Below are 13,804 nucleotides of genomic sequence, written 5' to 3' on the forward strand. Positions count from 1 at the left end.
GAAATTATTTACCCGTTTAAAAATTTTTGTTTGTGCGTTAACACTATTTTGTTTTATAAAAGAGTTTTTATCGCATTTAAGGCCTTTGTTTGGTCTTCTACATCAAGCCGCGTCCAACTTTATTTAACGAATCTGCATCTTCATACTCTTTAACCAGCTTATCTAAAATACCATTAATAAAAATGCTACTTTTTGGTGTTGAGTATTCTTTAGCAATTTCTAAATATTCGTTAATCGTTACTTTAACAGGAATTGAAGGGAAATGCTTAATCTCACTAATAGCCATTTGAAGTAACACGTAATCGATATTGGCTATACGATCGGCATCCCAGTTTTGTGTCTTTTTATCAATTTCCTTGTTAACAGCCGTTCTATTTAATAATGTCTTTTTAAACAAATCGATAGCAAACTGCTTATCGTCTAAATCTTTATAAAGCTTTGGCGTAAAATGTGTCTCCGGAGATGATGGTTTTACTTTACGCAATAATTTTAAGATTGTTGTGTTTACCGTTGGAAGATCGTCTAACCAGGTTAAGTTTTTATCTTCTAAGTATTCGTAAAGCTTCTCGTTTGGTGCGATAATATCTTTAAACACATCAACGATAAAGGCTTTGTCTTCTTTAAAATCAGATACACGGGTTTTCATGTATTCTTCATACAATTCACTTGATGTGATGGCTTTAAAAATCACCTCAACATACTCGTCATCTAACTGCCAGTTGTTGATATTATGTACTTCTAACTGATTTTTTAACTGGTAATTTTCCTGAAGTAAGTTTAGCACTTCGTTATTAACAAACTTACGGTTAGGATCTTTATCCTCTTTAGTTGCTAAAATTTTGTTTTGCTTTTTTACTAGGTCGCTTTCAGCGCGTTTTTGTACTTCCAGAAGTAAGGAAATGCTTAATAAGTACAAGTTGTACATATTATCTATGCTAAACAGTAAAAACTTTTGATCTTTACTAAAATCATCACTTTCTCCTCCTTTATAAGCATAAAGGGTTTGCATTACTTTTACACGTATATGTCTTCTGTTTAACATAATTACAAGGAACTTAAATTTATTTTAACCTAAAAATCATTTGGTTTCAGGCTGCAAAAATAATACTATTTTAAAACATTTGCTTCATATTTTAAGTTATTTCTTCATTATTTCATCGCCTACTAGGACTTAAAGGCTTTGTCTCAGTTTTAAATAGCTTCAACTTTAATCTATATTTAACAAATCGCTTAAAGCTTCGTTATTCTTTTGTTGTTTTAATGCTGTATATTTGCCTGTTAGTATATAAAATACGTCTTCATAGCAGATTATTGATTTAAATGAAAGAACTACAACACTTAAATAAATACTTTTTAAAATATAAAACGAAGCTGACTCTGGGCATTTTAATCACCATTATTGCTCGCATCTTTTTACTATATACGCCACGTTATGTTCGGAAAATTTTTATTGTAGTAGAAAATTATCTAGATGGAAAAATAACTAAAGAAGTAATAAAAAGTGAGCTCCTTGAAATTATCCTCTACATTATTGGTGCTGCCATTATTGGGGCTATACTAACCTTCTTTATGCGCCAATATATTATTAACATTTCACGCTACATCGAGTACGATTTAAAAAATGAAGTCTACGCCCAATACCAGAAATTATCTTTAAACTTTTACAAAAAGAATAGAACTGGTGATTTAATGAACCGAATTAGTGAAGATGTAGGTCGAGTTCGTATGTATGTTGGCCCGGCTATCATGTACAGCATTAATACTGTTACTTTGTTTATTATTTCTATAATTTACATGTACAATGAGGCGCCTTTACTTACTATGTATACCGTGATTCCTTTACCTATTCTATCGGTAGCCATCTACAAACTAAGTAAAGAGATTCATAACCGAAGTACTATTGTACAACAGTATTTATCAAAACTATCAACCTATTCACAGGAATCCTTCAGTGGCATTTCAGTTATTAAGGCTTACGGCATTGAACCACAAACTTCAAAAAGTTTTGAAAATTTAGCTGAAGAAAGCAAAAACAAACAAGTTAGTTTGGCAAAAGTTCAGGCTTGGTTTTTTCCAATGATGGTTTTACTTATTGGTACCAGTAATCTTTTGGTTATTTATGTTGGAGGCATGCAATATATAAACGGACAAATAGAAAGTTTAGGAACTATTGCGGAGTTTATTATTTACGTAAATATGCTTACATGGCCAGTGGCAACCGTAGGATGGGTAACATCTATAGTGCAACAGGCCGAAGCTTCTCAAAAACGCATCAATGAATTTTTAAAAATAGAACCTGAAATAAAAAATAATGTTCAGGAACAAACTGAAGTTTCTGGTGATATTGTTTTTAAGGATGTGACCTTCACCTACGACGACACAAATATTCAGGCATTAAAAGGCGTTAGTTTCGATATTAAAAACGGTGAAACTTTAGCTATTTTAGGAAAAACTGGCTCCGGTAAATCAACCATTCTAGATCTTATTGGTAGGTTATATGATATCAATTCCGGATCCATAACAATTAACAAGCGTTCCATCGAAAAACATAATTTAACCAATTTAAGAGACAGTATTGGTTATGTTCCGCAGGACGCCTTCCTTTTTTCAGATACCATTAAAAACAATATTAAATTCGGTAAAGAAAATGCCACTGATGAAGAAGTTATAGAAGCCGCCAAAAATGCTCAGGTTCATAAAAACATTATCAAATTCAACAATGGCTATGATACGGTTTTAGGTGAACGCGGAATTACCTTGTCTGGTGGACAAAAACAGCGTGTTTCTATTGCTCGTGCTATTATTAAAACACCAAAAATCTTGCTATTCGACGATTGTCTGTCGGCTGTAGATACCGAAACTGAAGAGAAAATTTTAAAAACACTTAATAAAATTACAGCACAAAAAACATCGGTTATTGTTAGCCACCGTGTGTCTTCAGCTAAAAATGCCGATAAAATTATTGTTCTAGAAGACGGCAAAATTGTTCAGCAGGGTACGCACGAATCTTTAATTAACGAAGAAGGCTATTACAAACACTTATATTTGAAACAATTAAGCGAAAACACTTCTGATTAAAAATATTAAATAATTAAAAATCAACAACATAGCCTGGTTTTCTTTTAAGAAAATGCAACAAAAACTGAGATTTTAAAAAGAAATCTTATAAAATGTTGGTTAATAACACTTTTTTTTAGATTTTTGGTACTGAAAGAATATTTAAATAATTTCTATTAACAACTATGAGCAATAATGATATGATGGAGAAAGAGGAGATTTTTTCTAAGGTATTAAGAGCAGGAAGACGTACATATTTTTTTGATGTGAGATCGACAAAAGCAGACGATTATTACTTAACAATTACTGAGAGTAAAAAGTTTACTAACGACGATGGATCTTTCCACTATAAGAAACATAAAATCTATATCTACAAAGAGGATTTTGCCGAGTTTAAAGAAATTCTATCTGAAATGACTGATTTCATTATTAATGAAAGAGGCGATGAAGTGATTAGCGAGCGTCACCAAAAAGATTTCAAAAAAGAATACGATACAGTAACGGCTAGTGAAAATGGTGAATTACACCAATCTACAGAAAACTTTACAGATATCGATTTCGACGATATTTAAAATCACGTCAAAATAAAACATACAGAAAGTCATTAATCCGAAAAGTTTAATGACTTTTTTTATATTTATAACTTAACCAAAACATGATTTAATGCGAGCATTTTTACTCTTACTTTTGTTTTGTTCTGCCTTATCTGCCCAAAACAATCTTGACCTGAATTATTACATCGATTCCAACACTCCCTTAAACCCGGACATTCCAACACCCAAAAGTATTATAGGTTTTGACATTGGAAAATGGCATATCTCACACGATAAAGTTATTCAATACATGTATGCCCTTGCTAATGCTTCAGACAGAATCACTATAGAGAACAGAGGTACTACTTTTGAGGACCGACCTCTATTGCTCTTAACAATCACCTCTCCTAAAAACCATTCCAATCTGGAATCTATAAGAACTGAACACCTTGCTGCTACCGATGACAATGCACCTGAAGATTTTAACAGACCACTGGTCGTTTATCAAGGGTTTTCAATTCACGGTAATGAACCAAGTGGTACAAACGCAGCGATGTTAGTAGCCTATTACTTAGCCGCAGCGCAAGACGAATTTACTCAAGAAGTACTTGATAATACCGTTATTCTATTTGATCCCTGTTTTAACCCGGATGGGATGCAACGTTTTGCTTATTGGGCAAACACCAATAAAAACATCAACTTAACATCAGATCCTAACGACAGAGAATATTCTGAAGTTTGGCCAGGAGGCCGTTCAAACCATTATTGGTTTGACATGAACAGAGACTGGTTACCGGTTCAATTACCCGAATCGCAAGCCAGAATAAAGACCTTTCATAAATGGTTGCCCAATATCTTAACCGATCATCATGAAATGGGCACCAACTCAACCTTCTTTTTTCAACCGGGAGTGCCTTCAAGAACACATCCTTTAACTCCTAAGTTAAATCAAGAATTAACCAAAAAAATTGGAAATTTTCATGCCGAAGCTTTAGATAAAATTGGCTCGTTATATTTTACAGAAGAAAGTTATGATGACTTTTATTATGGAAAAGGATCCACATTTCCTGATATTAACGGTGGCATTGGTATTTTGTTCGAGCAAGCGAGTTCCCGAGGTCATCTGCAGGAATCTGATAACGGTTTAATATCTTTTCCTTTCACAATTAGAAACCAGTATACCACTGCCCTATCAACTCTTAAAGCGGCTACAGTATTGAGAGAAGATTTATTAGAGTACCAATACAATTTTTATAATAATGCCAGAAAAGAGGCTTCAAAAATATCAAAGCAAGCCATTGTCTTTGGCGATGAAAAAGATGCAGCGAAAACCAATGCGCTTGCTAGAATATTAGAGCAACATCAGGTTGAAATTTACAATATAAAAGAAGATTTTACCGAAAATGATAAATCCTTCAAAAAAGGATATAGTTATATCATTCCTAAAAACCAGAAAAATAGTCGTTTAATTGATGCTATGTTCGAAAAAAGAACCAGCTTTCAAGATAGTTTATTCTACGATATTTCGGCCTGGTCATTTCCTTTAGCCTTTAACCTTGACTACGAAGAAAAAGTTTCAACAAAACACTTAGGAGAACAGGTTAAAAACGTAATATTTAACGAAGGCTCGGTGTCTGAAAAAAGCGATATTACTTACCTGATGGAATGGCATGAATATTACACCCCTAAAATCCTTAATCAACTATTAAATCATGGTATTCGAAGTAAAGTAGCCATGAAACAATTTAGTTTAAACAACAAAACATATGATTACGGAACCATTCTTATACCTGTCCAAAATCAGAAACTAAATAGCGACGCGCTTTTCAGTCTTTTAAATAACTTATCGAAAGAAAGCTACGTTCAAATTCACGGTGTAAACACAGGTTTAACCAACGGAATCGATTTAGGTAGTCGTCATTTTAAAACCTTAAAAAAACCGGAAATAGCTTTATTAGTTGGCGATGGTATTTCATCTTTAGATGCTGGTGAAATCTGGCATTTATTTGATACCAGATATAACATTACCACGACTAAGCTAGACACCAAAAACCTGGAAAAAACCGATTTAAGTAGATACAATACCATTATTATTCCGAGCACAAGTTCCTTGAGTAAAGAAATTACCGAAAAATTAAAAACCTGGACAAAAACAGGAGGAACTATTATCGGGTTTAGAAATACTGTTAAGTGGCTAAATTCCAATGAATTTATAAAACTCGAATTTAAAGAACAGGAATTACTAGCTGAAAATATTTCGTTTGAAGACAAAAGTGAATTTAGAGGAGCTCAACGTATTAAAGGTGCTATTTTTGAGGCCAAACTAGACCGCTCTCACCCTATAAATTTCGGATATAAAAATGATAAAATTGCATTATTCAGAAATACGAATATTTTCATCAAACCAGATAAGGACAGCTACAACAACCCTATTCAATACACCGAAAAACCACTTTTAAGCGGCTACATTTCTAAATCTAATTTAGATAGTTTAAGCAATACCGTACCGCTTCAAATAAAGCGCTTTGGGAAAGGTAAGGTTGTTGCCTTTACAGACAACACCAATTTTCGAGCTTTTTGGTATGGCACCAACAAACTCATGATGAATGCTATTTTCTTTAGAGAAGAATTGTAATAATTAGAGCCAAACAAAAACAAACCCGTTAATTACTTAACGGGTTTTATATTTTTAACTTACAACACTACCATTCTTTACTTTGTGTTCAGGGTTAAGTAGTATGACATCTTTCCCATTAACAGCTCCTAAAATTAAACACTCACTCATAAAATTAGCGATTTGTTTCTTCGGAAAATTTACCACAGCGACAATTTGCTTATTTAATAAATCTTCTTTTTGGTATAGTGTAGTAACCTGAGCTGAAGTCTTTTTAATTCCTAAATCTCCAAAATCAATAGTTAATTGATAAGCTGGTTTTCGTGCCTTCGGAAAGTCGTTTACCTCAATTATTGTCCCAACTCGTAAGTCTGTTTTCGAAAAATCTTCGAAAGTTATTGTTTTATCCATTTCTCAAAAATATAAATAATTACGAACTTTGAAGAAAATTAAAGCCATGGCAAATACACCGTCAAACATGCTTCCTTTAGGCACCAAAGCGCCACTTTTTATGCTTCCAGATACGGTAAGTGATTCTTTAATAAGTCTGGAAAATACTAAAGGACAAACAGGAACTGTCGTTATGTTTATCTGTAACCACTGTCCGTTTGTTATTCATATCAATAAGGCCATTGTTTCTATTGCTAACGCTTACGCGGAAAAAGGCATTGCGTTTATCGCCATCTCTAGTAACGATGTTGTTAATTACCCACAGGATGGCCCTGATAAAATGAAAGCGCATGCCAAAGCCGAAAGCTATCCGTTTCCGTATTTATATGATGAAACACAAGAAGTCGCTAAAGCTTACGATGCAGCCTGTACTCCCGATTTATTTGTTTTTGATGAAGAATTGAAACTGACCTACCGCGGACAATTAGATGATTCAAGACCTGGCAACGGACTTCCTGTTACCGGAGCTGATTTAACACATGCTTTAGATTGTTTAATTGAAGGCATCGAAAATACACAAACTCAAAAACCGAGTATTGGCTGTAATATAAAATGGAAACGTTAAGCAAGTTTCAACTCAAAAATACCGACATCAAGCCAAGTATTGAATTTGAAACCGACTTCTTTTAGATGCCCTACCTTTTCGAAATCAAATTTTTCATGCAGTTTTACACTCGCTTCATTTGGAAGCGTTAAAACGCCTAAAACCACACGGCAATCGGTTTGTTTTAATTGTGATAGAAGTTCTGCATAGAGCATTGAACCTATTTGTTTTCCGTGTTGATTATGTTTTACATAAACCGTAGACTCTAAAGTAGAATTATAGGCAGGACGTTCCCTAAATTTTCCAGCGTAAGCATACCCTAAAATCTCGCCATTTTCTTCATAAACAATAAAAGGATAATCTTTAGTGATACTATGAAGTTTCTCCTGAAATGCTTTTAAAGACGTTGGTTCCAAATCGAAAGTCACATCTGTATTAATTACATAATAATTATAAATATTTAGTAATTGCTGAGCATCAGCATAATTAACAGGTCGTATCATTCTAAAGCTTTTAAAATTAAGTTCATCGAATAGAGTAAATATAAAAAAAGCACCTCAGAAATGAGGTGCTTTAACATATTATAAACAGAGTTAAATCTCTTATTTAACGTTCATTAATTCTACGTCGAATACTAAAGTTGCATTTGGAGGAATGACACCACCGGCACCTCTGCTTCCGTAACCTAAATGACTAGGGATTACAAAACGTGCTTTATCACCAACATTTAATAATTGAATACCTTCATCCCATCCAGAGATGACTTGTCCCATACCTACAGGAAAATCGATTGGTTGGTTACGCTTGTAAGATGAATCGAAAACGGTACCGTCTGCTAACTGACCTTTATAGTGTACAGATACGTTTTTACCTTTAGTAGCTTTTGCTCCGTCTCCTTTTTGAATGATCTGGTAACGTAAACCACTTTCGGTTTTTTCGAAGCCTGCAGCTAATTTATCTAATTCAGCTTCAATGGCTGCCTTTTCTTCTGCTAAACGCTTCTCTCTAGAGCCTTCAAAGGTTCTAAACGCTTCAACAGCGTTATAAGCCTCAGCATCAGCGCCTACTCGTACGATTTCTAAAGACTCGATAACATCGCCTTGAGCAATAGCATCAACCACATCCTGTCCTTCTACCACTTTACCAAATACAGTATGGTTGTTGTCTAACCAAGGTGTTTCAACATGTGTGATAAAGAACTGACTTCCGTTCGTTCCAGGACCTGCATTAGCCATAGATAAAACTCCTGGACCATCATGCTTTAATTCCGGGTGAAACTCGTCATCAAACTGGTAACCTGGGTTTCCAGAACCTGTTCCCTGAGGACAACCACCTTGAATCATAAAATCCGGAATCACTCTATGGAATTTTAATCCGTTGTAGTAAGGTGTTCCCTGAGGTTTTACTTTATTCTCTAAATTTCCTTCTGCTAAAGCTACAAAGTTACCTACTGTTCCAGGTGTTTTTTTGTACTCTAAAGCCACAAGAATTTCTCCTTTTGTTGTATTGAATTTTGCGTATAATCCGTCTTGCATGGTTCTAATTTTTAAGAAAGTGCAAAGGTACTTAATTAATTATCATTTGACAATTAAGCGGTCTCAATATTATACTTTTATAGAAGCGCCGTCCTTACAAAACGTCTATTTCATACTATATCCATACTTTATCCAGGCTTTACCCATACCTCTAATTTGCTTAAGACAATTAAGTCCTGCCTTTTAATATGCAAACACAGGACGGTATAAAACAATTAAGTTTCAGAGAAAACAAGTTTAAAACAACTTATAAATCTCTGAAACTTAAAAAATAAAATAGTTCAATAAAAAGAATGACAATTAATTAGCGACTTCGCTGATGAATTTTATTCTGTACAAACGCAATTCCTCATCGTCGTAATCGCCATCAAACTCTTCTATAGCGGTGGCTATATTATCGGTAGTTGAATCCATGAAATAATCGTGCAGTTCTTCCTGCTGGTCTTCATCTAAAATATCATCAATCCAATAATCAATATTTAGCTTGGTACCCGAATACACAATGGCTTCCATTTCTTTTATAAAATCTTCCATGGGTAAACCTTTTGCCGAAGCAATATCGTCAAGCGGTAATTTTCTATCTATATTCTGAATTATATATAGCTTATTTGCAGAATTGGTTCCTGTGGTTTTAACCACTAAATCATCCGGTCTGACAATGTCGTGCTCGTCCACATATTTAGCGATCAAAGCCACGAAATCTTTTCCGTACTTTTTAGCTTTTCCTTCTCCTACGCCATGCACATTACCTAACTCGGTTAAATTCACCGGGTATTTTAAAGCCATATCTTCTAAAGACGGATCCTGAAAAATCACAAATGGCGGTACACCCAGTTTCTTCGCATTCTTTTTACGCAAATCTTTAAGCATATCCATTAACAGCGCATCGGCTACGGCGGCCTGAGCTTTTGACGCCGATACAATGATTCCATCATCCTGAGCACTATCGAATTCATGATCTTCGGTCATCATAAAGGACTCCGGAGTTTCAATAAAAGTCCTTCCGGCTGGTGTTAATTTAATAACCCCGTAGGTCTCAATATCTTTTCGAAGCAACCCGGCAACCAGTACCTGACGCAATAAAGCCATCCAGTACTTTTTGTCTTTATCTTTTCCTTTCCCAAAGAAAGGTTGTTCGTTGGTTTTATGTGAATTGATTAAGGCATTTTCCTTACCTGTAATGACCTGCACCAAGTCTTTAGACTTATATTTTTCATTGGTTTTCGAAATGGTCTCTAACAATACCACCACATCATCCTGAGCTTCATGTTTATTTTTAGGATGGCGTACATTATCATCCATATCGCCTCCCTCACCGGTCTCATTATCGAATTCTTCACCAAAATAATGTAAGATGAACTTACGGCGCGAGATAGAGGTTTCCGCGAAAGCGACGACTTCCTGTAATAAGGCATGCCCAATTTCCTGTTCGGCTACAGGCTTACCAGACATGAATTTTTCTAATTTCTCAATATCTTTATATGAGTAAAAGGCCAGGCAATGTCCTTCGCCTCCATCACGTCCTGCACGACCTGTTTCCTGATAATAACTTTCAATACTCTTAGGAATATCGTGGTGAATTACAAAACGCACATCGGGCTTATCGATTCCCATACCAAAAGCGATGGTTGCCACCACCACATCGACTTCTTCCATCAAAAATTTATCCTGAAAACTAGAACGCGACTTCGCATCCAATCCGGCATGATAAGGCACGGCATTAATACCGTTAACCTGTAACACTTGTGCCAGCTCTTCCACACGCTTTCTACTCAAACAATATACAATACCCGATTTACCAGAATTTTGTTTGATAAAACGAATAATGTCGGCATCGACATTTTTAGTTTTTGGTCGTACTTCGTAATATAAATTAGGACGATTAAAGGATGCTTTAAACGTTCTTGCTCCTGTAATTCCTAAGTTTTTAATAATATCTTCCTGTACTTTTGGTGTTGCCGTCGCGGTAAGACCTATAATGGGGATATCATCACCAATACGGGCAATAATATGTCTTAAATTACGATACTCTGGTCTAAAATCGTGTCCCCACTCACTAATACAGTGGGCCTCATCAATCGCCATAAACGATATTTTTACCGAACGTAAAAACTCAACATTTTCCTCTTTGGTTAAAGACTCTGGTGCGACGTACAATAATTTGGTAACACCATTAACAATGTCTTCTTTAACGCGTTTTATTTCTGTTTTATTTAATGAAGAATTCAGCACGTGTGCAATACCTTCTTCATTAGAAACGCCACGAATGGCGTCTACCTGATTTTTCATTAATGCAATTAAAGGAGATACGACAATAGCCGTCCCTTCCTGCATTAATGCTGGTAGCTGATAACATAATGATTTCCCGCCACCAGTGGGCATAATTACAAATGTATTGTTACCCGATAATATACTTTCTACAACATCTTCCTGAAGCCCCTTGAATTTACTAAACCCAAAATATTTTTTTAGCGAAGAATGCAAGTCACTCTTTTCCATCAATCAGAAAACTTTAAAATTTATTTTTAATTAATTATTACATGCTCCTATCCCTGTCAAAAATTGAATTGACTTTTTAATAGTGCATTAAGAAAACCCTCGTATTTTTTTCGTTAGCTTTGTAACGAAAATCGAAATTACTATAAAATTAAATTCTATTTACATTTAAAGTTAAGAATTTCTTCAAAAGCATCAACTAAAAAATTTCATAAATTTTGAATAACAAACATTCAATTATTAAAATAGCTAAGGAAACTATCGAAGCTGAAAGCCAAGCTATTTTAAATTTATCGAATCTTGTGGATTCTGATTTTGCTGAAGCTGTAGAGCTTATATACCATTCTAAAGGTCGTGTTATCATTACTGGTATTGGTAAAAGTGCCATTATTGCAAGTAAAATAGTGGCCTCATTAAATTCCACTGGTACACCAGCTGTTTTTATGCATGCCGCTGATGCCATTCACGGCGACTTAGGGTTAATCTTAAAAGAGGATGTTGTTATTTGTATTTCTAAAAGTGGTAATACCCCTGAAATAAAAGTACTGGTACCGCTTATTAAGCGTGTTAACAATAAAATGATTGCCATTACCGGAAATAAAGATTCGTTTCTTGGGCAACACGCCGATTATATTTTAAATGCTTACGTCGATAAAGAAGTTTGTCCGAACAATTTAGCTCCAACAACAAGTACCACTGCACAGTTGGTTATTGGCGATGCTTTAACGGTTTGCTTATTAGAACTCCGCGGATTTACAAGTAACGACTTTGCCAAGTTCCACCCCGGTGGTGCTTTGGGTAAAAAACTGTATTTACGCGTTCAGGATATTTCATCGGTCAATAAAAAACCGAAGGTTGAAGCCTCTACCAATATTAAAGATGTGATTATTGAGATCACCGAAAAAATGCTAGGGGTTACAGCGGTAGTTGAAAACGATAAAATCATAGGTATTATTACTGATGGTGATTTACGTAGAATGTTGACCAAAGCTAATAATTTCGACACGTTAACCGCAAAGGATATTATGGGTACCAATCCCAAACGTATCGATGCCAGCGCTATGGCTATTGATGCTTTAGAGATTATGGAAGCTAACGAAATTTCACAAATTCTGGTTGAAGACAACGGTAACTACGCCGGTGTTGTTCACCTTCACGATTTAATTAAGGAGGGCATCATATAATGGCTAAAAAGGAAAAGAAAAGTATAAATGAGATGTCTTTTTTAGACCATCTTGAAGATTTACGCTGGCATCTTATTCGTATTTGTGCCGGTATTATGATTGTTGCGGTTTTAGCCTTTACGTTTAGTCGATTCATTTTTGAGGACATTATTTTTGCACCTTTAAGTATGGGGTTCCCTACCTATGAATTCCTTTGTAATATGGGAAGACTTATTAATGTAGAAACCACGTTCTGTAATGATGAAATCCCGATGATGATTCAGAACAGAACTATGGCAGGGCAATTCTCGGCAGACATATGGACTGCGATTTTAGCCGGTTTCATCATCTCGTTCCCGTATACTATTTATCAACTTTGGAAATTTGTCAGCCCGGGATTACATGATAACGAACGCAAACATTCACGCGGATTTATCATCATCTGCTCCTTACTATTCTTTTTAGGAGCCTTGTTTGGATACTATATTATTACGCCTCTATCAATTAACTTCTTAGCTAATTATAATATTTCAGAAGTTGTTGAAAACCAAATTGACATCAGTTCATATATCGGATTAGTACGCTCGTCGGTTTTAGCTTCAGGATTAATATTCGAGCTTCCCATCGTGATTTACTTTTTAACCAAAATTGGTTTAGTAACCCCTGAAATTTTAAGAAAATACAGAAAGTTTGCTCTAGTTATCGTTTTAATCTTATCGGCTGTGATTACACCGCCAGATATTGCAAGTCAGGTTATTGTTGCGATTCCTATTTTAATTCTATATCAAGCGAGTATTTATATCTCTAAAATGGTAATCAAAAAACAAAACATAGAAACTCAAGAACTGAAAAAATAACCCTTGAATACTTCGACTGTGCTAAGTACAGGAGGAGCTAAGGGTGACGGATGAGGGATGACCGATGACAGATAAAAATTGTCCTCTCGATTCCACAAAACTTTTTAACTTTAAACTAAAAAAAATGTCTGATATCGTTTCTGAATTTAATGCCTATCGTTCTAAGATGAACGACAGGATTCTATCTGATAACAATAAAGTTATTAAGCGTATTTTTAATTTAGATACTAACGCATACGCCGAAGGTGCTTTAGATGTAAAAACCAAAGAACTTCTTGGATTGGTGGCATCAGCCGTTTTACGTTGCGACGATTGTATAAAATACCATCTAGAAACCAGTTATAAAGAAGGTTTAACTAAAGCAGAAGTTGTTGAGGCCTTAAGTATTGCCACTCTGGTTGGCGGTACCATTGTTATCCCCCATTTACGTAAAGCGTATGAATTCTGGGATGCTTTGGAAGCACAGGATGCCTCTGAGTAAAACACATACTTTTATGGGTGTTTCTCAAAAATAGAAGACCGCTATTATAGTATTTTACTATTTTTAGCGTTTTA

12 protein-coding genes are annotated in these 13,804 nt (G+C 35.0%); 7 read left to right on the top strand and 5 right to left on the bottom strand.

What is annotated here, in order from left to right; translation table 11 throughout:
• Nucleotides 1-97: 97 nt before the first annotated feature.
• Nucleotides 98-1,042, bottom strand: a complete 945-nt coding sequence (gene nusB / locus RBH94_RS01180) for a transcription antitermination factor NusB (RefSeq protein ID WP_241739508.1) — start codon at nucleotides 1,040-1,042, stop codon at nucleotides 98-100.
• Nucleotides 1,043-1,320: 278 nt separating this feature from the next.
• Here nusB and RBH94_RS01185 point away from each other — a divergent pair, with 278 nt between their 5' ends.
• The 3 genes from RBH94_RS01185 to RBH94_RS01195 all read left to right on the top strand — a co-directional run bounded on the left by RBH94_RS01185 (nucleotide 1,321) and on the right by RBH94_RS01195 (nucleotide 6,225).
• Complete coding sequence (locus tag RBH94_RS01185) at nucleotides 1,321-3,078, top strand: ABC transporter ATP-binding protein (RefSeq protein WP_307882017.1); 1,758 nt, start codon at nucleotides 1,321-1,323, stop codon at nucleotides 3,076-3,078.
• 164 nt (nucleotides 3,079-3,242) lie between these two features.
• Nucleotides 3,243-3,629, top strand: coding sequence for a PUR family DNA/RNA-binding protein (locus tag RBH94_RS01190; RefSeq protein WP_188223216.1), 387 nt, complete (start codon nucleotides 3,243-3,245; stop codon nucleotides 3,627-3,629).
• A 91-nt stretch (nucleotides 3,630-3,720) separates the two neighbouring features.
• On the top strand, nucleotides 3,721-6,225 hold the full coding sequence (locus RBH94_RS01195; protein WP_307882018.1) for a M14 family metallopeptidase: 2,505 nt from the start codon (nucleotides 3,721-3,723) through the stop codon (nucleotides 6,223-6,225).
• Nucleotides 6,226-6,279: 54 nt separating this feature from the next.
• Here the strand turns inward: RBH94_RS01195 and RBH94_RS01200 are convergent, their stop codons facing one another.
• On the bottom strand, nucleotides 6,280-6,615 hold the full coding sequence (locus RBH94_RS01200; protein WP_307882019.1) for a tRNA-binding protein: 336 nt from the start codon (nucleotides 6,613-6,615) through the stop codon (nucleotides 6,280-6,282).
• A gap of 46 nt (nucleotides 6,616-6,661) precedes the next feature.
• On the opposite strand from RBH94_RS01200, the gene RBH94_RS01205 reads away from it, so the two are divergent.
• Complete coding sequence (locus RBH94_RS01205) at nucleotides 6,662-7,219, top strand: thioredoxin family protein (protein ID WP_307883125.1); 558 nt, start codon at nucleotides 6,662-6,664, stop codon at nucleotides 7,217-7,219.
• On the opposite strand, the gene RBH94_RS01210 is transcribed toward RBH94_RS01205, so the two are convergent.
• From RBH94_RS01210 to RBH94_RS01220, 3 genes are all read right to left on the bottom strand, one after another.
• On the bottom strand, nucleotides 7,216-7,701 hold the full coding sequence (locus RBH94_RS01210; protein WP_307882020.1) for a GNAT family N-acetyltransferase: 486 nt from the start codon (nucleotides 7,699-7,701) through the stop codon (nucleotides 7,216-7,218). The genes RBH94_RS01205 and RBH94_RS01210 overlap by 4 nt on opposite strands.
• 99 nt (nucleotides 7,702-7,800) lie before the next feature.
• Nucleotides 7,801-8,733 carry a peptidylprolyl isomerase gene (locus tag RBH94_RS01215; RefSeq protein WP_307882021.1) on the bottom strand — a complete coding sequence of 311 codons (933 nt, stop codon included), beginning with the start codon at nucleotides 8,731-8,733 and terminating at the stop codon, nucleotides 7,801-7,803.
• A gap of 300 nt (nucleotides 8,734-9,033) precedes the next feature.
• Nucleotides 9,034-11,232: an ATP-dependent DNA helicase RecQ gene (locus RBH94_RS01220; protein ID WP_307882022.1), complete on the bottom strand. Its 2,199-nt coding sequence runs from the start codon at nucleotides 11,230-11,232 to the stop codon at nucleotides 9,034-9,036.
• Between the two features lie 215 nt (nucleotides 11,233-11,447).
• On the opposite strand from RBH94_RS01220, the gene RBH94_RS01225 reads away from it, so the two are divergent.
• From RBH94_RS01225 to RBH94_RS01235, 3 genes are all read left to right on the top strand, one after another.
• The gene (locus RBH94_RS01225) at nucleotides 11,448-12,413 is read left to right on the top strand and encodes an SIS domain-containing protein (RefSeq protein ID WP_307882023.1); all 966 of its coding nucleotides are present in this window, start codon (nucleotides 11,448-11,450) and stop codon (nucleotides 12,411-12,413) included.
• Nucleotides 12,413-13,249: a twin-arginine translocase subunit TatC gene (tatC, locus tag RBH94_RS01230; RefSeq protein WP_307882024.1), complete on the top strand. Its 837-nt coding sequence runs from the start codon at nucleotides 12,413-12,415 to the stop codon at nucleotides 13,247-13,249. Before RBH94_RS01225 ends, tatC begins: the two co-directional genes overlap by 1 nt.
• Nucleotides 13,250-13,373: 124 nt before the next feature.
• A complete protein-coding gene (locus tag RBH94_RS01235; protein WP_188223208.1) occupies nucleotides 13,374-13,730 on the top strand; it encodes a carboxymuconolactone decarboxylase family protein in 357 nt (118 codons plus the stop codon).
• Nucleotides 13,731-13,804: the final 74 nt, after the last annotated feature.

Source organism: Aestuariibaculum sp. YM273 (assembly GCF_030908365.1).
In the GTDB taxonomy this organism is placed as follows: domain Bacteria; phylum Bacteroidota; class Bacteroidia; order Flavobacteriales; family Flavobacteriaceae; genus Aestuariibaculum; species Aestuariibaculum marinum.